The following is a 22884-nucleotide window of genomic DNA, read 5'->3' as shown; positions in this document are numbered from 1 at the left end:
AAATAGGAATGTCTATCATGGCAAACTTCGTATTAAATGCAGTAGCACGTGAAGAAGCAGTACAAGGGAAAGGTTCGAGCCGCCGCCTTCGTCTTCAAAATAAAGTACCAGCAATCATCTACGGTGGTGCAGCTGAACCTGTAGCAGTTACTTTGGAACTTCGCGAACTTGTTAAAGCTTTAGAAAACAACGCATTCTTTGAAGAAGTTGTTGAAATCAACATCGACGGTAAAGCTGAAAGCGTTAAAATCCAAGCTTTACAACGTCACCCAGCTAAAAACACTCCTATGCACGCTGACTTCAAACGCGCATAAGTGTTAAATGGTGTAAATGAGTGAGTAAACTTTCACTGATTGTTGGTTTGGGTAACCCTGGTTCTGAGTATGCCCAAACCCGCCATAATGCAGGCTTCTGGTTTGTAGAACGCCTTGCAGAACAATATGGCATCCAACTCAAAGCTGATCCTAAATATAAAGGCATCAGTGGTCGTGGTAATATCGAAGGTCAAGACGTTCGTCTGCTGTTACCTACAACCTTTATGAACCTCTCTGGTCAAAGTGTTGTTCCCTTCGCTAAATTCTATCAAATTGCTCCCGAAGCAATGCTTATCGCACACGATGAACTTGATATGAACCCTGGTGTCATTCGCCTGAAAACTGGCGGTGGTCATGGTGGTCATAATGGTTTACGCGATATCGTCCCGCATATTGGTCCAAATTTCCATCGTTTACGTATTGGTATTGGTCATCCTGGTTCTAAAGAACGTGTCTCAGGCCATGTCTTAGGTAAAGCACCAAGTAGTGAACAAGGCTTAATGGATGATGCTATTGCACATGCCTTATCACGTACTAAATTGTTGGTAAGTGGTGAGATTCAGCAAGCCATGAACCAAATCAACGCTTACAAATAGAACTGACAATTCCACAAATTGTTGAACAATACTTATTGCCATCTGAATGATTTCAGAGCAAAATGCGCTTGCATTTGACTGCTCACCCAGCATTCAAGAGATTGTTCCACCATAAGATACGATCTTAGGTCTACCAAGGAGACGCTAGCCATGCTATCTCGTTTATTAAAAGCTAAAATCCACCGTTGCGTCGTTACACAAGCAGAATTACATTATGAAGGTTCTTGTGCAATTGACGGTATTCTTCTAGATTTAGCCGGTATCCGTGAATATGAAGAAATTCATATGTGGAACGTGACTAATGGTAAGCGTTTTACCACTTATGCCATTCGTGGTGAAGAAGGTTCTGGCATTATCTCTGTAAATGGCGGTGCTGCTCACCAAGCAGATATTGGCGACTTGATGATTATCGCAACTTTTGGCGATTTCACAGAAGCTGAAGCAAATGCACATAAGCCACGTTTAGTCTATGCGAACCCAAACAACACTGTGAACCACACAGCGAACTGTATTCCAGTTCAAGTTGCTTAATTCAAGCATTTAAAGATTCTAAAAAGCCCGCAAAATTTGCGGGCTTTTTTATGGCTGAACTATGCATTATTGACTGCAAAAATTCAGTATTAGACGCATATCACTACATACAACTCAACAGCTCAACTTATCTCCCCTGCTCTCGGGCCCTTCCACCATGCTTGGTTTTGTTTACAATCAAAGGGCTGTAAATGCTCTCCGACCAAACCCACCAACAAAGGCTGACCATTTTCTTGTACCTTTAGCTCTGCATATTGCGCATCGCGATAGCACGACTCCAAGCCTTCAGCAAATAAAAAGCTGCTCGCAGCGGGATATAAACCCTCAAATCTATTATCAGGATTTTTGAGCACCAGTTTTGTGGATGAGCTTGGATACTGCGCTAACAACTCTGGGTTGAAACTGGTTCGAATCACTCTACGCTGTGCATCAAGCTGCACATAACTCACAATACTTTTTTGATCAACAAAATAGTCACGGTGTACATTTTCTTCTGTATTTGCTTTGGCAGCCTGCCCATTGGCAGATTGCTCTTTTGATGGCTGACCACCAAAATAGAGCTGATAATTCAAGGCCATATAATCCCCTTGAATCAAAGAGCGCGGATCGACAGGTTGCAGCTTTACATAAATACTCTGACTGTTTGCCAGATGCCATTCATGACGTGCAATCATCAGCACAAATAAAAGAATACTGAGTACAGCCAAACCAATAGGAAGTATTTTTTTATTGAGTATGTTCATCATGCTCCTCCCCCTTGTTTAAGCTGTATCGCAGATAACATCTTGGTAATGCCAAGCAGCAAAAGACCAGAGATCAAAATCGTTAAACTTTTTAATAAAAAACTCAGACCTAAATTGTAATACAGCATCCATAAGCTAAAAATGATCAACACGATGCTCAGGGCTTTAACCAAAGATTGCTGATAGACCTGCGCCCATGCCAATAAAACCAATAGCAAGAAAATTTCAAAATAACCCATCGCAATCAGTACAAGGCCCAATAGCAGTAAAAGCCATTTTTCGCTCCCCGCCTGTTTTTTCTGATTTGCGATGTAAAGGCCAAGCCAAACTACAGGCAACAGATAACCGATAAACAGGTCAAGAACACCATGTTGGGTCTGTTCAAACTGTAGAATGTTATTTGACAACGTCTGCAACACCACACCCGCCAATACGATGCATAACATCCATAACACAATGCTTTTTCGATACATCGAGTGCAACCAAGCTGTTGCACTCCCGAGCAAGAAAATCAGTAGAATATAATTCAATCCAGTCACAGCTAAGATGACATGTTCATCGCTCATAAAAAGATCGGCATCAAATAGTGTGACCACTGCAAGGCCGTATCCTGCAATGAGTTGAATAAAAACAATAAACCAATGCATTCGACTAAACAAACAGAGCAATATAACGCCAATTTGCAACAATAAAATAAACCCAATGCTATCGGTCAAGCTCTCTGTATGAATGAAGACCGCAGATTGGCCACATACCCATAAGCAGTAAGCAAATTGGCGACTAAAGATACTTTTAACTCGTCGAATCAACCACCAAGCCACAGCTACAAAAACTAAGCCCATGACGATCGAAAACGCCTTCCAATAGGTCAGCAATAAGCTCGATAAAATAATGCCTGCCAACCATGCCCCAATCGCTAAAGGAATAACCGCAAATTTAGTCTGTGGCAAAAATTTCATCAGTGCCCAACTGATCACCGCAAACCAAGCAAATATCAGCAAGGCAAAAACCAATAATCCTGCACTCGAGTCAGATAAAATATGTTCTGCCCATTGGAAAATCAAAATACTGAAACTCGCGGCAAGACCCGCGGCTTGTAAACTGGTTTCTAACGCACGCTGTTGTCGATAAAAATAGATAATCAGATAAATTGGAAGCAACAAGGCAAAAATTAAATATTGCCATTGATACTGATCTGCCCCATTTCCGCAGTATAAAAACATGCAATACATCGACATTAGTGTAATGAATGCAATAAATACAAAGCGCAGCGCAGCATAATATTTCAAACAAAACGTCACACATATTACCGTCAATATATTCATGCAGAGTAAATACCACCATGAATGATCAACGATTAAATAGCTTTGTTTAAAATATAAAAATAATGCCAATTGACTGATCAAACACAGTAGCGTAAAGACTCCGATATTCGGTCGATATAACCAAGGTAAAAGCAGCAAAGCCCACACCAAAAACAACAGATGACTGTCTGCACCTGTTTGATAGACCTGCCCAATCACAGCCAAACTCAATCCAAGCAACAAAGCGCTTAAAGTATCTAAACTTTGCTGAATCCAAACACGACTTGCAACATATACACTCGTCACAGCACTCAGCAGCAACAGCAACATTGGAATTGCCACTTGGATGAATTTTGGCAACATCAACCAGTTTGCCGCGATCAAATACACGAAACTGGCTGCTATCAGTGCAACACCGATTACTTGCAGATACCGAATAACCTGTAAATCTTGGAACAGATCTGTTGAAAACTCTTGATCTAACTGTGAATGATGCAGCTTTATATTCTGCTGCTGAGAATACTGAGGAGCGGTCATTTTTTATCATTATGCAATCATGGTTGATTTATCGGCACGATAGCATGCTTTGACACACTTTATATAAATGCTTACAAATCCAATCTTATAACTTTACTTATCTAAAATTTTGCAAATGATTCTAAGCAATAATCCCCCATCATCACTCAAACAGGTCTATACTCAAGACACATCGCTTCAGGGCGGGGTGAAATTCCCCACCGGTGGTAAATTTGCTGGGTTGAAAGCCCTGCAAAAAGCCCACGAGCCAATCGTTTAAACGCGATTCGCAGATCAGGTGCAATACCTGAGCCGACGGTATAGTCCGGATGAAAGAAGACGACGTCACATCTCTATATCATTGATCATTTTCAATATATATCGTAACGCCACTATTTCACATGTCCTGAAATGTTCAACCGTATCTAAAATTTACGCGAGCGTTTCAATGTCTAGTTTAATTCAACCCGAAATTTTCTTTTCTGCCCTTCCACCTGCAGAACAGCGCATGCTGCAAGCCTTAGAAGACATTCGTCAAGGCAAGCCTGTTTTAGTCATGGACGATTTTGACCGTGAAAATGAAGCCGACCTGATTGTTGCTGCAGAAACACTCACTGTAGAAACCATGGCACGTATGATTCGTGACGGTTCAGGAATTGTCTGCCTGTGTTTAACCGATGCTCAAGCCAATCATTTAGAACTTCCACCCATGGTGTCTGATAACTCTAGCCATTTTAAAACTGCCTTTACTGTCACCATTGAAGCTGCGGAAGGTGTTACTACTGGCGTTTCAGCAAAAGACCGAACAACTACAGTCAAAGCCGCAATTAAAGATGGTGCTGTGGCTAGTGACTTAAACCGTCCGGGTCATGTTTTTCCTTTACGTGCGCGTGAAGGCGGCGTATTGACCCGTCGTGGACATACTGAAGGGACTATTGATTTGGCACGTCTGGCCGGTTTAAAACCTGCAGGTGTTTTGTGTGAATTAACCAACCCAGACGGCACAATGGCGAATGGCGTACAAGTTTTAGCGTATGCACAAACCCATCATTTGACTGTACTCACCATTGAAGAAATTGTGCAATATCGTTTACAGCACAATCTCTAGTGCGAATTAATTAAAGCTCTACACGTTCATAAAAAAGGCTGATTGAATCAGCCTTTTTTATTTTTTACTGCACATTTCAAGTTAAGAATTAAACCGTGAATATGCTATAGATCCCGTAGATGGCAACTACCACTAAAATCAACCCACACAGTGCCAACAATTTTTTATACCAGCGTGATTTCGACAATCGATGAAAAGACAAATACACAAAAGACAAGGTTGCGAAATCTAAAACAATCCAACTCAGGGTCAACACAATTAAACTCAGATTAAGATGAGGAGTAATTCCTACAAACTGCGGAAAAAATGACGCGAAGAAAATAATATCCTTAGGATTTGAAATCCCCACAATTAGTCCTTGCTTAAAACCCCCTTGTGCTGCTTTTAACTGCAGAGATTGTGCAGTGGGCTGTATAGTTACTTCTTTTAAAATATCAAATCCAATATAAGCAATATATAAACAACCCAGTATTTTGATGCCATCGAGCCAATGCGCATTAACATTTAAAATGCCTTTTAAAATACACACTGACAGCACAATCAAAATCAGTGACGCAAAATTTGTCCCGACAATGGTTTGAAATGCCTTTTTATATCCGCCTTGTAAACCTGAACTTGCGACCAACAGCATGACAGGTCCAGGTGTTGCAATCATTACGATGACTGCCACACAATATAAAAAGTACTCCGAATAATTCACGCTGAGATTCCTTCACTTATTTTTTTTACATCACGATAAATTTCATAAATAAAAAAAGAGGACTTAGTCCTCTTCATCCATGTTTTGCAATAAATGCAAGCGAATGGCATCTGCTCTTAAAAATGCCAAATCATAGCTGGCTGTGGCGAGTGCTAAAACACGACGCTCAAATTCATCCCACAACGGTCGCACCTGTTTGTAATGTATCCCGAGTCCACTTTCATCTGTGAAATGACGGTTTTTTTCGCAGAGCTTGAGTGCGTGATACAGTTTACGGCCTTTACTTGCATCTGGACGTAAGCGAACTCGCTTAGACAAGACAAAGCCTTCGACATGGATGATATCTGCTTGCGGCAACATCGGTATTAAAATTTGATCTAATTGTGCATCTAAACGACACCAAATGGCCGTGTGTTGCTCTGCTGTATAGGTATTCCATTTTATGACTTCATGGTTAAAGCGGCGGCAACCACGACAGACTGAATCACCAAATACCGTAGAACAACGCCCTGCACATGGGGTTAACGAGGCAATTCGACGATCAGTACTCAAAACCGGCTCCATTCAATCAATATTTATGGGATAAAAACAACTCGGCATGACTATACACGCTAAAACTACTGAAATGAAGTTATGATCAAATGTGTGGTTAAAAGCCATCGCTTTACTCGCTTATTCATCCAAATCACGGTAGAATGTGCGCCTTAATTTTTATCCTGTTTATTCATTTGGAGTACTCCATGAACGCTACTGTAGAACAGCTTGCACCTGTAGAACAGCAAGCGACCTCTGGTTGGGTTGTTGCCGCACTTTATCAATTCAAAGAAGTTCAAGATCCTGCCGATCTTCAACAACGTCTTTTAGACTTGGTAAAAACCATCAACCTTTGCGGTACTCTAATTGTGGCAGGTGAAGGTATTAACGGTACTGTTGCCGGTGACCGTAAATCTGTAGATATCATCCATCAATTCCTTCTCAATGAAGGCTTCAATGCGATGGAATACAAAGAATCGCATAGTACGGATAAACCATTCCGTAAAATGAAGATCAAACTGAAAAAAGAAATCGTGACTTTAGGTGTGGAAGTGAAACCACGTGATTTAGTCGGTCACTATCTTGATCCTAAAGAATGGAATGAACTAATTACACGTGATGACGTAATCCTAATTGATACACGTAACGACTATGAGTACAAAGCAGGTACATTTAAGGGTGCGATTGACCCGAAAACTGAGACTTTCCGTGAATTCCCTGAATACGTGAAAAAAGAGCTTGAGCAGCATAAAGATAAGAAAATTGCCATGTTCTGTACAGGCGGTATTCGCTGTGAAAAATCAACCTCACTTTTACTTCAAGAAGGCTTTAATGAGGTTTATCACCTTAAAGGCGGTATCTTAAAATATTTAGAAGAAACCCCTGTTGAAGAAAGCATGTGGGAAGGTGAATGTTTCGTATTTGACGGTCGTACTGCTGTCACTCACGGTATGGAAGAAGGCGAAAATATCAAATGTCACGCATGCGGTTGGCCACTGGCTCCTGCTGAAGTTGAACTTCCGAGCTACGAACACGGCGTATCATGCAATTACTGTATCGACAAAACTACTGAACAGCAAAAAGCAGGCTTCCGTATGCGTCAATCACAAATTGTGGCAGCAAAACGTAAGCGTCTCTAAGGAAAATTTGTTGTAACGATATATAAATAAAAGCCCTATTTTTAGGGCTTTTTTTACGCATTCTCAACAGCGACTTAATTTTTTTGACAAAATAACTATATCTGGTTATTTACGAGAATCAGTTCGCGCATTTATGCTTATTCTGATCAATTGATCCGAGAAAATCATTATAGATAATTGAAAAGGAAAGCATTATGCCAAAATTAATCAACTCTCCAATTGCAACCTCAAGGCGCCTTGCTTTACCCGCTCCCCGTGTAAAAGAAAGTGTAGGAGAATTAAAACACCTCCTTAACCAACAGTCGCATATTTTGATAGTCAGTGTTGCTACATGCATTGGTGCAATTTTTGCCTTATTTATTGCTTATACATTGCACTTACAACCCACTATGCTCAACATTCTTGGACTTTGTGTGATTCCATTTGCTTTATCTCTGAGCTTACGCCAAGTCTATATTCACACACTATTAAATATGGAACATGATGATTAATTTATGCACCTTGCAACGCTACTTATTGCAACTTTGTCCTACGCTGTTCAGTACATAAAACGATTTTTAAAGCTGCTAAAGCGCCAAAAATCAAAAATAAAATCCAAACTGAGCAGCGTACACTCAGTACTTTAAAAACTATGATCTAAGCCTTTCAATTATTCAGCCTTATATCATTCAGCATTGCTTAATGCCCTCACACATTAATACATTTTCCTTCTCATTAAGCCTACATGCTACTTAATACAAGATGAACTCAATATTTGTTGTTTTTGCTTAGGTGGTTTCAGGAATATTTAAAACGGAACTTTACCCACTGCGCTTTTCAACATAGGATAAATACACCTTTTCTCTGCCTTAGCTACCATGACTTTAACTGAATGGATCATTTCAATCATGGAACAATTGGGTTATCTCGGTATTGCCCTACTCATGTTTCTTGACAATGTCTTCCCCCCAATCCCCTCAGAAATCATTATGCCCTCGGCTGGCTATTCTGCCTCCCAAGGTCAACTACTGCTCATTGGTGTCATTATTTCAGGTTGTGTCGGCTCTTTACTGGCGGCTGCATTGCTATATTGGATTGGTTATAAATTTAAGCATGAATCCATCTTTCACTTCGTCGATCGCTATGGAAAGTATTTATTTATCAAATCGACAGATGTAAAAAAATCTCTAGCATGGTTTGAGCAATACGGTCACCGCATTGTATTTTTCGGCCGGATGATTCCAGCTGTGCGTTCTCTCATTAGTATTCCTGCTGGAATGAGCCGCATGCCATTTTGGAAGTTTATGTTTTATAGTGGTTTAGGTACGATTATTTGGACCACTTTTTTAGCTTGTATGGGTTTTTATTTAGGTGAAAATCAGCAGTTAATGCAGCAAATATTTAGTAAAGTTGGCCATCTGATTATTCTGATCACAGTCATCATTATTAGTTGGATTTTGTACCGTCGACATCAACGTCGACCTCGTTAATTTTTGTTTTTGGGGCTTAAATGAAACACTATCTCCTACACTTTGCTGCTGTTTATAGCATCGCCTTGGTGCTTTTGATTACCGTATTAATTTTTGGATTAAATCTTGGTGGTATTACATTAATTCCTACATTGGTGGCATGTGCATTAATCAGCGTTGGGCATTTTGTAAAGAAAGAACAACGTGTGCCTAGCAACCATGAAAAGATCCAACTGGTTTGGGGCTCCAGTGCCGTTGCAATCATCATTGGTAGCTTTTTTGTGCTGTTCTTGGTGCTAATGAATCCCAATGCCGAAAGCATTATGAAGTCTGTAGATCATGCAGGCATCGGGCTAACTGCTGTGGTTATGCTTTGTTTGGTCGCCATTCATGGCACAATATTTCATATTGCCTATGGTTGGTATGCAGACTATTGCGCTAAAAAATTATAAATTTTTTCAATGTATTGCGTTAAAATTTAAATCATCACCACTTCAATGAAAGTTAAAATTCAGTGAAGACACTTCAGGTAAGTTATACTCGCACTTTATATAATGAAAACATGAACATTAAATAATGAAAAAATACATCATCACATTTAGCATTGCTTATGCACTCGCCATGGTTGCTGTCGCAGCCATCGAATCTTTCTTTGATTTACCTGGTGGTTCATCTATTACCTGTCTCATCGTTGGCGGTCTTGCTGCAGCATCTAGCTTTGTTAAAGACCATCAGCGAGTGCCAAATAAGTTAGAAAAGCGAACTTTGATTTGGAGCTGTATTTTAGCTTCCGTACTGATTAGTGTCGTCGCGACTGTCATTTGTCTCTTGATCTTCCCTGAAACCCAAGCCTTTATTCAAATGGCGCTAACGCAATTACCCGCTTGGGTCTGGCTGCTTGCTATCAGCTTTAGCTTATTCATCCATTATCTCATGTTGGCTTTATCTTTTGGATGGATGGCAAAGAGCTTCTTAAAAGCCAAACGTAGTTAAGCCTTTAGACTAACTTTGAATTGAAAAGGTATAGCGCTAAAAAAAGCACCCCAAGGTGCTTTTTTTAAATTTCGTCGAAATTAATTTGGTGTGTGATACATCAAATATAATTCGTTCAAATTGGTTGGGATTTCTTCTGCAAGTTCATCCATCAACTGACCATTACGACGGAAAGATTCCATTTGTGGATCTTCTTCATCAATGCCGCTGAACACCATGATTGGCAAAGTTAAATCTACCAATTGTTCTTCAAACTCGTCGGTGAACCATGCATCTTCGTTTAGGAACATGGCATCAACGAAGCCAACACTCCAGTCACCAAGACTTGATTCAACATCGGCTTCTTCAATTTCAAATGGAAATTCAATACCATCTTCATTGGCAAGATTCTGACGAATCGATTCGAGCCATGCTTTTACTTGTGCTATAATTTCAGCAGGTACTTTTTTCTGATTGTTATCAAAAAGTTCGTCTAGCCATTTATCAAAAGCTGGGCCTACTGCAATTGCACATAAAAAACCATGAGTCGCTGCAAAATCTAGACCATGCTCGTTGTCATCGCCGTCTAGATAGTCACTCAAAAGGTCTAAATCTAAAGCACTCATTTCAAATCCAGAGTTAGAAACTTAATGCGTAAGCATAGCATTTTCAAACGCTATGCTAAATCGCTATTTAGTCTTCTTCGTCATCAAAATCATCGTCATCGTCGATGTCGTAATCAAAATCTTTAAGCTCACGTTCAAGACGGCGCTGAGCCAGAAGGTCATCAATAAGTCGGCGCTTTTCTAACGATTCTTTCGCGCTAGTTTTTGCACTGGCCTCATCGAAATTCACATCATCATCACCGTAGTTATCATCTAGTTCAAAATCTGTAGAAGACACCAAAACTACCTCATAATGAAAAAAATTGAAGGGGTCTAGCCGCTATTTATATGGGATATAAAATATTGTCAAGTTTTATTTGTTTTTTTAACAACTAAACTTTAAAAATAGGTCTTTTTTTCTTACCAAAACCTGTGGCATGATATAATCCACCCTGCGTCCTTCATTTTTATGACAGTCAAAGATGACTCGTAAAATAATCGATGCATGGGATGAACTTGAAAACAACAATTTCAGCCCCACCTAAATTACTGAATTTAAATTTTTAATATCTCATTGGACAGCTTGATGCTGTACCGTCCTAATGGGATAAGCCAGCTATTAACAAGATTTAATGAGACGATCGTGCTAAAATGCACCGTTTTTTACTGCCACAGATTCAACGAAGAGTAAGCAAAGATGAGCGATATGACTTCCCCTACTTCTCAAGTAGCGGCTCTGATTAGCCGAGGCAAAGAGCAAGGTTACCTAACTTTCGCCGAGGTTAACGATCATCTCCCGGACTCAATCACTGAAAGTGAACAGATTGAAGACATCATTCAGATGTTGAATGACGTGGGTATTCCGGTACATGATCGTGCACCAGAAACTGACGATACAATGTTTGAAGGTGGCAGCGAAGCGACTGACGAAGTTGCTGAAGAAGAAGCCGCTGCTGTACTTGCATCTGTTGAAAATGAACCCGGTCGTACCACTGACCCTGTGCGTATGTATATGCGCGAAATGGGTACAGTTGAGCTTTTGACACGTGAAGGCGAAATTAGCATTGCAAAACGCATCGAAGAAGGTATTCGTGACGTTTTACATTCTATTGCTTATTGGCCAAATGCAGTCGAAGTTGTACTGCAAGAATACAAAGATTATGAAGCGGGTGAACGCCGTCTAGCGGATATTCTTTCTGGTTATTTAGATCCAGAATCTGACGAAGCCATCCCAGAAGTGATCGATGAAGATGATTCTGAGATCGATGAAGATGAAGCGTCAACCAACAAGCCAACTAAAGATGTCAAACTTGATGATGACGATGAAGAAGAAGAGTCTGAAGGTGATGATGATTCTGAAGGCGAATCTGGTCCAGATCCTGAAATTGCTAAAGCACGTTTCACTGAGCTTGAACAAGCATGGTTAGTCACTAAAGCCGCGATTGAAAAACATGGTCGTAACAGTAAAGAAGCTGCTGCTGCACTTGAAGCACTTGCAACTGTGTTCATGATGTTCAAATTCACACCACGTTTATTCGACATCATCTCTGATTTGATTCGTAATACCCATGACCAAATCCGTACTTCTGAACGTGAAGTTATGCGCTATGCAGTACGTCGTGGTCGTATGGACCGTACTCAATTCCGTACGTCATTCCCAGGCCAAGAATCTAACTTTGCTTGGTTAGATGAACAAATTGCTAAAGCACCTGCAGAAATGAGAGGCTATCTTGAAAAAGTCCGCCCTGACGTTCTGGCATTCCAACAAAAAATCGCTGACATCGAGAAAGAACTTGGTTTAGATGTTAAAGGCATCAAAGACATTTCTAAACGTATGTCGATTGGTGAAGCGAAAGCTCGCCGTGCGAAAAAGGAAATGGTTGAAGCGAACTTACGTTTGGTAATTTCGATTGCGAAAAAATACACCAACCGTGGTTTGCAATTCCTCGACTTGATCCAAGAAGGTAACATCGGCTTGATGAAAGCGGTGGATAAATTCGAATATCGTCGTGGTTATAAGTTCTCTACTTATGCAACTTGGTGGATTCGTCAGGCGATTACGCGTTCTATTGCCGACCAAGCACGTACTATTCGTATTCCAGTACACATGATCGAAACCATTAACAAGATCAACCGTGTATCTCGCCAACTTCTTCAAGAAATGGGTCGTGAACCTACACCAGAAGAATTAGGTGAACGTCTAGAAATGGACGAAGTGAAAGTTCGTAAAGTGCTTAAAATCGCGAAAGAACCAATTTCAATGGAAACACCAATTGGTGATGATGAAGATTCGCATCTTGGTGACTTCATTGAAGACGGTAATATCACCTCTCCTATTGACGCTGCAACGTCAGAAGGCTTAAAAGAAGCAACACGTGAAGTTCTTGAAAACTTGACTGAACGTGAAGCGAAAGTCTTGAAAATGCGTTTTGGTATCGATATGCCAACAGACCACACTCTAGAAGAAGTTGGTAAGCAGTTTGACGTAACACGTGAACGTATTCGTCAGATTGAAGCAAAAGCTTTACGTAAATTACGTCATCCTTCTCGTTCTGAACACTTACGTTCTTTCCTTGAGAATGACTAATCTATCTATAGGATAATGCAGGCTTGAATATGGGGGGTTCTCCCCCATAATATGAGCATGTAGCAAAACAATACAAAATACCTGCTCATTGCAGGTATTTTTACTAATGAGGTGTCCCATGACTGATATGACTAATCGCGCTCCTTCACGTGAATTGCAAGAGCATCTTTGGGTGTTCCCGATGGATTATCCAATTAAACTGATTGGTCTTGCAGGCGCGGAACTCCGTCAGGCAGTAAATGATATTTTCGTTAAACATTTTCCTGAATTTGACGGCAGTGAAATGACTGTAACGCCTTCACGTACAGGTAAATACCATTCAGTAACAGCAAATCTTCGTTTTGAAGAGCTTGAACAAGTTCACGCAGTTTATGCAGACCTTGCAGCTTGTCCATTAATTAAGACAGCACTGTAAGTACTGAAAAACACGCTTTCGAGCGTGTTTTTTTATGTGAAAATAGAGCATTAAATTACAACTCACACCGTTCAACGCCCCCATTATTCTGCCAATTCATTATAATAAAACTCTATGTTTGACCATAAAGGACGCAACACGCGTGACTGAAACTGTTCAAAAACCCGAATTAATCATTCGTCAATATAACCACCTTACCCCTTATGCAGACCGCTTTTTAGAGATGAAAACTCTCACCGAACAGCGAGATGAATACTCACCCGATGAGCTGTGGATATTGCAACATCCCGATGTATTAACTCAGGGGCAAGCTGGCAAGCCTGAACATATTTTGGTGCAAAGTAACATCCCTGTGGTACAAACAGACCGTGGTGGACAAGTCACTTGGCATGGACCGGGTCAGTTGGTCGCTTATTTCATGTTTGACTTAAATCGCTTAGGTTGGAACGTGCGTACGCTGGTTTCCTATGCAGAAAACTTGATGATCGAACTGCTGAAAAAGTACGGCATCGACGCTTATGCCAAGCCTGATGCACCCGGTGTTTATGTTGCAGAACGCAAAATTGGTTCTCTCGGTTTTAAAATTCGTAAAGGCCGCAGTTATCACGGTTTGGCACTGAATATCGATTGTGATCTATTTGGTTTTCATACCATTAATCCATGTGGCTATGCTGGATTAGAAATGGTTCGTATACAAGATTTGGTGCAAGATTACCCTAAATTTGAAAACTTATGCGTCGATATCATTGATACTTTGAAAAACAGTGGTTACTTTAAAGACGTAACAGTCAAACAACTATAAAAGACTTTGCTTTCTCAAATAAAATAATTTAGAGTAAAAGCTCTAAATTAATAATTATAGATAAGGGATGTACACGTGATTGCAACTAAATCCGTTAAACCCGCGCTCCAGCAGGCCTATGTCAAACTCATGATGGATGTGATTGGCAGAGGTCTGGTCATGGCGAGCCAGGTCGATGAAGAAATTAAACAAGAAGTTGCTAAATTTCCAGTTAATTTTATTTTATCTATGAATGTTTTTCCTAATGGTGCTGCATTTGTCGCGCAAGTCACGGAAGACCATCAACTCAAACTCCTCACACCCGGCACTCAAAAGCCTGACTTAACCATTACGTTTAAGCATTTGAATCATGCCTTTTTGGTCTTCTCATTTCAAGAAAGTACCGCACAAGCCTTTGCCAATGACCGCATGATCGCCGATGGTGATTTGTCTTATGCCATCCGACTGGTGCGTTGTCTCAACAAAATGGAAGCGTTAATTTTACCTAAATTGGTGGCTGAATTGGCTGTCAAAGAATATCCAACACATTTAAGCCTAAAAGAAAAACTGAGCGGTGCTGCAAATATTTATTTAAAAGTAGCCCAGTCTTATTTAAAACGGAGCGCATAACACATGGCTAAACCATATTACGAATTTTTCTGTCCTGTAAAAGTGATTGCTGGCCATGCTGCTTTAGAACACATTCCATTCGAACTGTCTACTTTGGGTGCTAAACGCCCCATGATCATTACTGACAAAGGCGTTCGCAGTAATCAATTACTTGCACCGATTGAAGCGGCATTTGAAAGTACCGAGACGGTGATTGGCTATATTTTTGATGATGTTCCGCCAGACTCAAGTCTAGAAACCGTACGTAAAGCGGCTCAACTTTACCGCGACAACCAATGTGATGCCATTATTGCCGTCGGTGGCGGTTCAGTGATTGATACCTCTAAAGCAACCAACATCTTGGTATCTGAAGGTGGTGATGACTTACTGAAATACTCAGGTGCGCACAACTTACCAAAACCTTTAAAACCATTTTTTGTTATTCCAACAACCTCGGGTACAGGTTCAGAAGTGACCATGGTCGCTGTGGTTTCTGACCCTGAAAAGAATGTCAAAATGGCTTTTGCATCGAATTATTTGATGCCACATGCAGCAATTCTTGACCCACGCATGACGCAAACTTTGCCACCCCATCTTACAGCAATGACAGCGATGGATGCGATGACGCATGCCATTGAAGCCTATACGTGCATGGCGGCGAACCCGATTTCAGATGCCTATGCAACTGCCGCAATCAAGAAAATTAGCAATAGCTTATTTGGTGTATTAGATAATACCAGCGATGCACATGGGCGCTTAGAACTTGCACAAGCGTCTACAATGGCAGGAATTGCATTTTCGAATTCGATGGTTGGATTAGTCCACTCATTGGGTCATGCTTTAGGTGCTGTTGCTCACCTGCCCCATGGATTATGCATGAATTTATTCTTGCCGTATGTGTTGGAATACAACAAAGAAGTGAATGGCGATAAGATTGCTGAATTGCTATTACCACTGGCTGGTCCTGATATTTATGCACAAACACCGGCCAACCTCCGCGCTAAAAAAGCTATTTCAACGCTTTTAGCCATGCGTGACCGCTTGTTTAGTTTGACCAAATTACCACGTACTTTGAGTGAAACAGGTAAAGTGACTGAAGCTCAATTAGATGAAGTGGCAGAGAAAGCACTGAATGATGGATCGATTATTTATAATCCTAAAGAAGCCAGCTTAGAAGACCTCAAAACTATTCTAAAAAAAGCTTGGTAATTGCTGAAAAATAAGCGAATATAGCGAAAAATTAAGCCTGATGTTTTTTTAAACATCGGGCTTTTCACTTGCAGAACGCAATATCAGTTATTTTTTAATCAAACTGGCATAATTTCTGCTAAAAATAATTTCAAAGTTACTGACAAAATGTACCAATTTGGAGTAGATTGGCGCACTTTTGTTTTAAAACGTAGGGGGGATCGTTCGTCTCAAACGATCCTTAGAATATGACTGATCCTTGATCAACGATAAGAGGATAACGCCGTTGACAAATTACTCTGGGACTCAATCTGCAGCAAAACTGAAAAAAAATCTTGTGCTGTGGCATATCATCATTATTGGTCTGGCATATATTCAGCCTCTAACCTTATTTGATACTTTTGGCTTGGTATCAGACGGAAGTCAAGGACATGTCCCAACTTCTTATATTTTTGCACTTGTGGCCATTCTTTTAACATCAATCAGTTATGGACATATGATCCGCCGCTATCCATCATCGGGTTCTGCGTATACCTATGCTCAAAAATCCATTCACCCAAACGTTGGCTTCATGGTTGGCTGGTCATCTTGGCTAGATTATTTACTTTCACCTCTCGTCAACATTATCTTGGCAGATATTTATCTAAGAGCCTTATTCCCAGATGTAAATAACTGGATTTGGGTAATTGGATTGACTGTAATTATGACGGTCATCAATTTATTTGGTTCACGTTTTGTCGCTCGCTTTAACAGTACTATAGTGTTCGTACAGTTAGGGGTAATCTTCTACTTTGTTTATGAAGTTTACTTACTCCTTACCCAAGGTGTTTATGCAGATGGCACTTTAAATCCAGATAAAGCTGGACTTTGGTCACTTGCTCCTTTTTGGAATGAAATGACCACGATTGGTGCTTTAATTGGCGGTGCGACAATTTTGTGTTTTTCTTTCACAGGTTTTGACGCATTATCATCACTTGCGGAAGAAACCAAAGATGCTGAAAAAACCTTGCCTAAAGCAATTTTCTCAACCGCATTAATTGCCGGCATTATATTTATTGTCAGCACATATTTTATCCAGCTATTTTTCCCTAGCAATGCAAATTTGTATTTTAATCCATTGGATGAATCACAACCGGTAATGCTGGAAGCGCTTGGCAACACAACAATTTTAACCGCAATTACTGGTATTGCATTCAAAAATCTAGTGCTCTATTTTGCAGTTATCGCCGTTCTTGCTTCAGGTATTTCGGCACATGCGGGTGTATCACGCTTAATGTATGTCATGGGCCGTGATGGTGTGATTAACAAAAAGATTTTTGGTCATATTAGCCCTAAACTCCACACACCAACTTATAATATTTTAATTGTTGGTGTAGTTGCACTTACTGCGGGTTTCCTTGATCTTGAGCATATTGTTAACCTAATCAGCTTTGGTGCATTAACTGCATTCAGTTTTGTCAATTTTTCTGTAATTTCACGTTATGCATTACGTGATGGAAGAACTAAATCATTAAAGGAAATCATTAACTATGTGATTATTCCTACACTTGGTTTTGCCAGTGTATTCCTAATGTGGTTAGAAATTGATGAGATGGCACTTAAACTAGGACTAGCTTGGGCTGTTATTGGTGTTGGTTATTTAGCATACAAAACCAAAGGTTTTAAACACCCTGCACCGCAACATAACGAATTTGATGATAAATTCTAATCAAGTTTATCTCTAAACAAAAAAGGCGCTTAAAGCGCCTTTTTTGTTTTAAATATACCAATTAAGGTTGTATGGATTTTCTAGATTGCTGAAATTGAATTGAAATTTCTTCACACTTGTCTGGTGTATTGCCTTTTAATTCAACCGATGCTCCATCACCGTGTGACCATATACCATCTTCAACAGTCTCTAAATTTACAGCTGCTTCAAATATATGCTGTTGTTGTGGATAGAGTTTGATATCTATAGGTGTATCACATACTTGTTTTGGAAAATATGGTCTAACCTGCTCGAATAATTGCATGGTTAATGGCATATCACATTGCAAATGAATGGTGACTGGTACGCTATTGGTATTTTTTAAGATCAATTGAACATTTTGCGAATTAAGATCCGCTTGGGCAGCAGGTATTTCTACATACGTTTTTGTGTCAATCGACTGACGATCAAATGGATTGAGGAAGGCTAATTTACGTTCCACGCCATAACAAGAATCCTGCACGGAAGCTGAAAACTCTAAATATCGTGTCCCCAAGATAATTGTTCCGCGGCCATCCCCTGCATGACCGATATCAATGATTGGATCACCTGTACCTTCAATTGTAACCCCACCACTTCGAAAAAACTCTATGTCACAACCCGCTAAAACGCTGATCAAGCCACAAAGGGTTAAAGTCTTAAAGTTTAATTTTCGTATCATGTTGATAAACTCCAAAGCGAAATACACGATTTGCTTCAGGATTTCCCTCATCCATTTCGCAACGCTCCGCGGCAAGTTTTAAAAGTTGTAGTGAGTATTTTTGCCAAAGCTCTAAACTCATTTCATGTAATTTATTAATCGAGTCTTCTGTTAATTCGTCAGCACAAATGGCTTGTTCTAAGTATGGCATTTCATCAGGATTCAATAAATTATGCAAACCTGCTTCTAAATGCGCTTGAACGTTTCGCGTTAAAATTTTACGTGCTTCTAACTGCGAAGGATCAGGAATAAAACGACGTTGTTGTAAATACACCTGCCCATCTTTTTCAGTGGCAATTTCCAAACGAACAAGTTCATTGAGTACCGAACGCGGATGACGTTCTGTTGAAATTCTTTTCACCAGCATTTCAAAGCTATTTTCTGACTCACTGCTAAATGGTAAAGAATCCCCCCAACCTTCTGCTAACCATAAACCAATCACACGTGATGGCACACTAATTGGCTCAGAAACAGTCGCTTCAGTCAGATCCTTACCCTCAGAAATCACTTCTTTATAAGCAGTCACGTCTTTACGGTGTAGACCAGAAAGTAAACTGATCGCAGAAATCGTCGGTTTTTGATCGATACGCTCTAACTCATGTACAGCTTGTTGGAAAAAAACCGGTTTCAATGCAGCAGTAAACTCGGTATACCCCACACCTGAGCGAATCAGCCATTGGCTCAGCTCATTCATCAGCACCAATACTTGCTGTAAATTTTGATCTGCCTCATTAGTGAGAAGTTTGCTCATTGAATTGCCATGAAAATTAGACTGCATAAGTGAAATTTTCGCATTGTTTAATCTACTTCACAATTTTTATCTGATGAGATCTTGAGGATATTCAGTAAAAAAATGATTATTTACATTAAAATGCGTAAATGACACGCTGATCGATATATCCAAACTTTCAACGCTATGCCACCATCCAATTGGGATAAATAAGGTTTCTCCTGGATTCAATGTACACTCAATAGGTCTGACCTTTTTCAACGATGGATATTGAGAAAAATTAGCCTTTTTTAAATCTGTAACTTCACTAAATACCCACTGATCGTTATACATATACGGCATTTGCCATGCAGGAATCAAAGTCACTTTTTTACGTCCATAGATTTGTGCCAACATATTATTGGTTAAGTCATAATGCAGTGGTGTAAATGTGCCTGCAGGGCCAAACCATAAAAAATGTCGATTTTTGATCTCTTTTTGACAATAAGCTTTGGCGAAGTCACCTAAATCTTCACTAATCTTTTGCATGAATTGCTTATTTTGAGCGGCGTTATTCGCAGTTAAATAAATGTCATTGCTGTGCTTAGTGGCTTTAATTTGTGCGACAAAATCTTGCATCAAAATAATACGTTTCAGTTGTACCGATTTTTTTTCAAAATCTTGATGCTGCTCACGATGCATCTGGACTTCAACCAACTCATTTTCAAAATGCTCTGCAAAATAATCAGGACTCCATTTATGCAATGCAGGCCAATGTTGTATCCCACCTTTTAAAATGACCGGTCGCATCTGGCTATAATACCGCTCTATAAATGTTTCAAAATCAGGTGTTTCTATGCAATCGATTGTGGATGAAATATGGTCGTTCAATTGATTCAATTGACCCATCACCTGTAATAGCCAACGCTGTTTATTCTGCTGTTGCTGTACTTGCTTCAGTTTTTTAAAAATTACGTTATTGTTTACACGCTTTAAAAACTGAATGATCAAATGATTTGAAATATTTTTTTGCTTAATTTTTTCTAAAATTTCATCTGTCTCTAAGCCCTCAAGACTGTAGTCCAAAAGTTCATTTTGCAGCTGTTCTGAAAGTTGGTCTGCATCAGAAAATAAGTATTGATCCGCCCTTGGGCTTAATCCATGTGATTGTAAAATTAGACTTATTTTCTGTACATCGCAACCATTTTCAATATTTTCATTCAACCAATTTTGCCATTCCGTCGGTAAGGACTGATACCAATTTTTACTTTGCTTTAGATGTTCACTCTGGCTTTCTACATTCATTTTCACCACTCCACCCTCTTTACAAGTGAAGTATAAATGATCTATTTTAAAAATGCTAAATTTTCGCATTTTATAATTATTTAAACACTGCGAATGTTATGAATCCGTCAGATATCACGCGGAATGACATAACAAAGTAAAGGAGAAAGTTCATGAAAATTCGTCATTTAGTCATTGTTAGCAGTCTGTCTTTAGCTTCAATACCGGTATATGCAGGTTTTGCCGATACCATGCGTGATTTAAGAAATACACTGAATCAATTTAATGAAACATCCAAAGAAGTATCGAATACCGCAAAAGAATGGACAGGTAGTCGGGCCACGACTAACTCAAATTATGCTGCAAATGGTTTCAGCATGGGACAGCAACTCAGACCTAAAATTAATAATCTACCGCTTTATCAAACTGCCGATAAATCGAGCCAAGTCATTAATAAACTGTCAAAAAATGCAGATATTATTTTTGCGGGAAACATGACTAAAACAGGTTTGATCGAAGTCACTACAGAACATGGCAATGGCTGGATTGAATCACACCTTGTTCAATAAATCTTGATTTTAAATGTTTATACAACCGCATCAGCCGTACATAACAACTTTACTCTATTGAGCACTAGTCATGAATAATAATCACAAAATCAGCATTATCGCTGCTGTATTTACGACATTGGTGGGCTGTGGTGGATCAAGCTCCAATGATGGTGGCGCGACACCTACACCTACACCTACACCTACACCTACACCTACACCTACACCTACACCTACACCTACACCTACACCTACACCTACACCTACACCTACGCCAACACCAACACCAACACCAACACCAACACCAACACCAACACCAACACCAACACCAACAACTGTAGCGGATAAATTCACAGGAGAATGGATTCAAGGGAACTCTGCCCTCGGTAACAGTAATTGTGATTTGCCACAAATTTCAATTCATAAAACTAGTGAAAATTCAGTCAGTTCACTGAACGAAGAACTAAAATATGCGGTACACAATAGTTCAAGTAAAACTTGCAGCGGTGAATTTATTTCCAAACGCTATCAATTACTTCATGACATGGTCATGAGTGAAATACAGCCGGCTGCAACACTAAATAACTTTGAATATCATTCGATTAAGTTTCAACCAGTCAGAGGTGGCGCGACGAGCAACCGTGTCTTAACTTTTTTAAATAATAATTCTTTCTGTGTAATTAACGCGACGATTTCAAATCCAAGCTATATCATCATGCAACGAGGGCTAATTACCGACCCACTCAAGGACAGCCGCTGCTATACAAAAAATTCCAATGAATTCTTCACCAATTTAAAACCAAAAACCAAAATCACAACTGCAGATTTTAAGTCTGAGAATTTTATTAATACCACCGACACAGTAAACTTCTTGGCTCAGCTCAATACAATGGGACAAAGCGGTTATAAGTTAATTGGCTATGATACTCAAACCCTGGACAATGGTAATGTTAATAACTACATGAAACTTGCCAATGAAAATACGCGTTTCAATCATATTGTTGCAGACCGTACAGCACCCTCTATCGCTGACATATATTTTACATGGCGTAATCAGTTAAATGAAAAAGGCAAATCAGGCTATCAATACCTGCATAGCGTCAGACCAACCAATGCCCTGAATTTCAAAGATTATTTTATTAAGAAGGAAAATGATACCGCGACATATACTTACGACAGCGGCTATGTTTCCCCGCTCGTAGACCCAATGCAACTGGAAACTATGCTCAATACACTGGGTGCCCAAGGCTGCCGTATTATTCAATTCAAAAGCTATTACACAGGTTTTCGTCCTGAAATTCTGAACGGCAAACAAAATAGTCCTAAAGTTGCAACCTGTATAAATAGCAGCGCACACCATGGCACTTACAGCTATCGCTATAAAACTTACCCAACCGGCAGCAATAGTGTAGAGCGCAGCATAAAATTACAGGAGATGATCGATGAGCAAGCTAAAGACGGTTACCGCTTAGTCAGCCGTGCTTTAGATATGAGTTCAACCACCAAAAACGGCATGCTGTTTATGAAAGACAGTGAAAACACTAATGTCGGTGAGTTTAAAGTCTTTAGTGAAACTGTCTTTGCAACGTCGACATTTAACGACGTCTTACTGAAACGTCTTCAGCAGCAAGGTCAATTGGGTTGGTTATACACCAGTGGTCAACTTCTATTTGCAAATAATCCAAAACATCTACAAACAGAACTGAGTGACTTTAATTTAATTGATTAATTTACGAGGTAATTTGAGCTTTTAAAAGTCCTTGAACTTTTCCATATCCTTGATGTCTCGGCATCAAGGACATTAAT

The 22884-nt window shown here is 39.8% G+C and carries 26 protein-coding genes and 1 riboswitch; of the genes, 17 read left to right on the top strand and 9 right to left on the bottom strand.

Going from position 1 to position 22884, the window contains the following annotated elements:
- Window positions 1-17 precede the first annotated feature (17 nt).
- The 3 genes from rplY (at window position 18) to panD (ending at window position 1441) form a co-directional block, all read left to right on the top strand.
- Window positions 18-314, top strand: coding sequence for a 50S ribosomal protein L25 (gene rplY, locus FTV50_RS01285; RefSeq protein ID WP_078192179.1), 297 nt, complete (start codon window positions 18-20; stop codon window positions 312-314).
- Window positions 315-334: 20 nt separating this feature from the next.
- Window positions 335-910, top strand: a complete 576-nt coding sequence (gene pth / locus FTV50_RS01280; RefSeq protein ID WP_168378106.1) for an aminoacyl-tRNA hydrolase — start codon at window positions 335-337, stop codon at window positions 908-910.
- A 150-nt stretch (window positions 911-1060) separates the two neighbouring features.
- On the top strand, window positions 1061-1441 hold the full coding sequence (gene panD, locus FTV50_RS01275) for an aspartate 1-decarboxylase (protein ID WP_078192181.1): 381 nt from the start codon (window positions 1061-1063) through the stop codon (window positions 1439-1441).
- A 122-nt stretch (window positions 1442-1563) separates the two neighbouring features.
- Here the strand turns inward: panD and FTV50_RS01270 are convergent, their stop codons facing one another.
- Window positions 1564-2187 (bottom strand): GDYXXLXY domain-containing protein, encoded by a 624-nt coding sequence (locus tag FTV50_RS01270; RefSeq protein WP_257223837.1) that lies wholly within the window; start codon window positions 2185-2187, stop codon window positions 1564-1566.
- Complete coding sequence (locus FTV50_RS01265; RefSeq protein WP_180023229.1) at window positions 2184-4025, bottom strand: DUF2157 domain-containing protein; 1842 nt, start codon at window positions 4023-4025, stop codon at window positions 2184-2186. Before FTV50_RS01265 ends, FTV50_RS01270 begins: the two co-directional genes overlap by 4 nt.
- 170 nt (window positions 4026-4195) lie before the next feature.
- A riboswitch (FMN riboswitch) is annotated at window positions 4196-4349 on the top strand.
- 103 nt (window positions 4350-4452) lie between these two features.
- Here FTV50_RS01265 and ribB point away from each other — a divergent pair.
- Entirely contained in the window at window positions 4453-5112 is a 660-nt protein-coding gene (ribB, locus tag FTV50_RS01260) for a 3,4-dihydroxy-2-butanone-4-phosphate synthase (protein WP_078191365.1), read from the top strand.
- 88 nt (window positions 5113-5200) lie between these two features.
- Here the strand turns inward: ribB and FTV50_RS01255 are convergent, their stop codons facing one another.
- Window positions 5201-5812, bottom strand: coding sequence for a LysE family translocator (locus tag FTV50_RS01255; protein ID WP_180023228.1), 612 nt, complete (start codon window positions 5810-5812; stop codon window positions 5201-5203).
- 63 nt (window positions 5813-5875) lie between these two features.
- Window positions 5876-6364: a DUF1289 domain-containing protein gene (locus FTV50_RS01250; RefSeq protein WP_168378110.1), complete on the bottom strand. Its 489-nt coding sequence runs from the start codon at window positions 6362-6364 to the stop codon at window positions 5876-5878.
- 188 nt (window positions 6365-6552) lie between these two features.
- Between FTV50_RS01250 and FTV50_RS01245 the strand changes: the two genes are divergently transcribed.
- From FTV50_RS01245 to FTV50_RS01225, 5 genes are all read left to right on the top strand, one after another.
- A complete protein-coding gene (locus tag FTV50_RS01245; RefSeq protein ID WP_180023227.1) occupies window positions 6553-7485 on the top strand; it encodes a rhodanese-related sulfurtransferase in 933 nt (310 codons plus the stop codon).
- 194 nt (window positions 7486-7679) lie between these two features.
- Window positions 7680-7976 (top strand): hypothetical protein, encoded by a 297-nt coding sequence (locus FTV50_RS01240; RefSeq protein WP_180023226.1) that lies wholly within the window; start codon window positions 7680-7682, stop codon window positions 7974-7976.
- A 366-nt stretch (window positions 7977-8342) separates the two neighbouring features.
- The gene (locus FTV50_RS01235) at window positions 8343-8954 is read left to right on the top strand and encodes a DedA family protein (protein ID WP_180023225.1); all 612 of its coding nucleotides are present in this window, start codon (window positions 8343-8345) and stop codon (window positions 8952-8954) included.
- 20 nt (window positions 8955-8974) lie between these two features.
- Window positions 8975-9385, top strand: a complete 411-nt coding sequence (locus tag FTV50_RS01230; RefSeq protein ID WP_111885304.1) for an ABZJ_00895 family protein — start codon at window positions 8975-8977, stop codon at window positions 9383-9385.
- A 124-nt stretch (window positions 9386-9509) separates the two neighbouring features.
- Window positions 9510-9926, top strand: a complete 417-nt coding sequence (locus FTV50_RS01225) for an ABZJ_00895 family protein (RefSeq protein ID WP_180023224.1) — start codon at window positions 9510-9512, stop codon at window positions 9924-9926.
- A gap of 80 nt (window positions 9927-10006) precedes the next feature.
- Here FTV50_RS01225 and FTV50_RS01220 read toward each other — a convergent pair whose 3' ends face one another.
- Window positions 10007-10531: a YecA family protein gene (locus tag FTV50_RS01220; protein WP_078191372.1), complete on the bottom strand. Its 525-nt coding sequence runs from the start codon at window positions 10529-10531 to the stop codon at window positions 10007-10009.
- Between the two features lie 67 nt (window positions 10532-10598).
- Window positions 10599-10808 carry a PA3496 family putative envelope integrity protein gene (locus FTV50_RS01215; RefSeq protein WP_078191373.1) on the bottom strand — a complete coding sequence of 70 codons (210 nt, stop codon included), beginning with the start codon at window positions 10806-10808 and terminating at the stop codon, window positions 10599-10601.
- Window positions 10809-11207: 399 nt separating this feature from the next.
- Here FTV50_RS01215 and rpoD point away from each other — a divergent pair, with 399 nt between their 5' ends.
- The 6 genes from rpoD (at window position 11208) to FTV50_RS01185 (ending at window position 17798) form a co-directional block, all read left to right on the top strand.
- Window positions 11208-13097, top strand: a complete 1890-nt coding sequence (gene rpoD, locus FTV50_RS01210) for an RNA polymerase sigma factor RpoD (protein WP_180023223.1) — start codon at window positions 11208-11210, stop codon at window positions 13095-13097.
- Window positions 13098-13224: 127 nt separating this feature from the next.
- Window positions 13225-13512 (top strand): YbeD family protein, encoded by a 288-nt coding sequence (locus FTV50_RS01205; protein WP_078192402.1) that lies wholly within the window; start codon window positions 13225-13227, stop codon window positions 13510-13512.
- 142 nt (window positions 13513-13654) lie between these two features.
- Complete coding sequence (gene lipB, locus FTV50_RS01200) at window positions 13655-14314, top strand: lipoyl(octanoyl) transferase LipB (protein ID WP_180023222.1); 660 nt, start codon at window positions 13655-13657, stop codon at window positions 14312-14314.
- A gap of 75 nt (window positions 14315-14389) precedes the next feature.
- On the top strand, window positions 14390-14923 hold the full coding sequence (locus FTV50_RS01195; protein ID WP_180011534.1) for a hypothetical protein: 534 nt from the start codon (window positions 14390-14392) through the stop codon (window positions 14921-14923).
- Between the two features lie 3 nt (window positions 14924-14926).
- Window positions 14927-16111 carry an iron-containing alcohol dehydrogenase gene (locus FTV50_RS01190; RefSeq protein ID WP_180023221.1) on the top strand — a complete coding sequence of 395 codons (1185 nt, stop codon included), beginning with the start codon at window positions 14927-14929 and terminating at the stop codon, window positions 16109-16111.
- A gap of 265 nt (window positions 16112-16376) precedes the next feature.
- Entirely contained in the window at window positions 16377-17798 is a 1422-nt protein-coding gene (locus FTV50_RS01185; RefSeq protein WP_180005059.1) for an APC family permease, read from the top strand.
- Between the two features lie 61 nt (window positions 17799-17859).
- Here FTV50_RS01185 and FTV50_RS01180 read toward each other — a convergent pair whose 3' ends face one another.
- The 3 genes from FTV50_RS01180 to FTV50_RS01170 all read right to left on the bottom strand — a co-directional run bounded on the left by FTV50_RS01180 (window position 17860) and on the right by FTV50_RS01170 (window position 20551).
- Entirely contained in the window at window positions 17860-18498 is a 639-nt protein-coding gene (locus FTV50_RS01180; RefSeq protein WP_180023220.1) for a hypothetical protein, read from the bottom strand.
- Window positions 18476-19288, bottom strand: a complete 813-nt coding sequence (locus FTV50_RS01175; protein ID WP_180023219.1) for a DUF6502 family protein — start codon at window positions 19286-19288, stop codon at window positions 18476-18478. The genes FTV50_RS01180 and FTV50_RS01175 overlap by 23 nt, the downstream gene beginning before the upstream one ends.
- 66 nt (window positions 19289-19354) lie before the next feature.
- Window positions 19355-20551: a cupin-like domain-containing protein gene (locus FTV50_RS01170; RefSeq protein WP_180023218.1), complete on the bottom strand. Its 1197-nt coding sequence runs from the start codon at window positions 20549-20551 to the stop codon at window positions 19355-19357.
- Between the two features lie 152 nt (window positions 20552-20703).
- Here FTV50_RS01170 and FTV50_RS01165 point away from each other — a divergent pair, with 152 nt between their 5' ends.
- Entirely contained in the window at window positions 20704-21099 is a 396-nt protein-coding gene (locus FTV50_RS01165; RefSeq protein ID WP_078192198.1) for a hypothetical protein, read from the top strand.
- 70 nt (window positions 21100-21169) lie between these two features.
- Window positions 21170-22807: a PT dipeptide repeat lipoprotein gene (locus tag FTV50_RS01160; RefSeq protein WP_180023217.1), complete on the top strand. Its 1638-nt coding sequence runs from the start codon at window positions 21170-21172 to the stop codon at window positions 22805-22807.
- The last annotated feature ends 77 nt before the right edge of the window (window positions 22808-22884 follow it).

Origin of the sequence: Acinetobacter sp. YH1901134, assembly GCF_013416965.1 — a bacterium.
GTDB classification, from domain to species: Bacteria; Pseudomonadota; Gammaproteobacteria; order Pseudomonadales; family Moraxellaceae; genus Acinetobacter; species Acinetobacter amyesii.
This window is presented reverse-complemented; position numbering and strand designations above follow the sequence as displayed.

Coding starts and splice junctions, on each gene's coding strand:
- FTV50_RS01160 (WP_180023217.1), top strand. CDS start 21,170: ATGAATAATAATCACAAAATCAGCATTATCGCTGCTGTATTTACGACA.
- FTV50_RS01175 (WP_180023219.1), bottom strand. CDS start 19,288: ATGAGCAAACTTCTCACTAATGAGGCAGATCAAAATTTACAGCAAGTA.
- FTV50_RS01245 (WP_180023227.1), top strand. CDS start 6,553: ATGAACGCTACTGTAGAACAGCTTGCACCTGTAGAACAGCAAGCGACC.
- FTV50_RS01220 (WP_078191372.1), bottom strand. CDS start 10,531: ATGAGTGCTTTAGATTTAGACCTTTTGAGTGACTATCTAGACGGCGAT.
- FTV50_RS01230 (WP_111885304.1), top strand. CDS start 8,975: ATGAAACACTATCTCCTACACTTTGCTGCTGTTTATAGCATCGCCTTG.
- rplY (WP_078192179.1), top strand. CDS start 18: ATGGCAAACTTCGTATTAAATGCAGTAGCACGTGAAGAAGCAGTACAA.
- FTV50_RS01270 (WP_257223837.1), bottom strand. CDS start 2,187: ATGATGAACATACTCAATAAAAAAATACTTCCTATTGGTTTGGCTGTA.
- panD (WP_078192181.1), top strand. CDS start 1,061: ATGCTATCTCGTTTATTAAAAGCTAAAATCCACCGTTGCGTCGTTACA.
- FTV50_RS01180 (WP_180023220.1), bottom strand. CDS start 18,498: ATGATACGAAAATTAAACTTTAAGACTTTAACCCTTTGTGGCTTGATC.
- FTV50_RS01165 (WP_078192198.1), top strand. CDS start 20,704: ATGAAAATTCGTCATTTAGTCATTGTTAGCAGTCTGTCTTTAGCTTCA.
- FTV50_RS01235 (WP_180023225.1), top strand. CDS start 8,343: ATGACTTTAACTGAATGGATCATTTCAATCATGGAACAATTGGGTTAT.
- FTV50_RS01265 (WP_180023229.1), bottom strand. CDS start 4,025: ATGACCGCTCCTCAGTATTCTCAGCAGCAGAATATAAAGCTGCATCAT.
- ribB (WP_078191365.1), top strand. CDS start 4,453: ATGTCTAGTTTAATTCAACCCGAAATTTTCTTTTCTGCCCTTCCACCT.
- FTV50_RS01225 (WP_180023224.1), top strand. CDS start 9,510: ATGAAAAAATACATCATCACATTTAGCATTGCTTATGCACTCGCCATG.
- FTV50_RS01170 (WP_180023218.1), bottom strand. CDS start 20,551: ATGAATGTAGAAAGCCAGAGTGAACATCTAAAGCAAAGTAAAAATTGG.
- FTV50_RS01240 (WP_180023226.1), top strand. CDS start 7,680: ATGCCAAAATTAATCAACTCTCCAATTGCAACCTCAAGGCGCCTTGCT.
- FTV50_RS01205 (WP_078192402.1), top strand. CDS start 13,225: ATGACTAATCGCGCTCCTTCACGTGAATTGCAAGAGCATCTTTGGGTG.
- FTV50_RS01190 (WP_180023221.1), top strand. CDS start 14,927: ATGGCTAAACCATATTACGAATTTTTCTGTCCTGTAAAAGTGATTGCT.
- rpoD (WP_180023223.1), top strand. CDS start 11,208: ATGAGCGATATGACTTCCCCTACTTCTCAAGTAGCGGCTCTGATTAGC.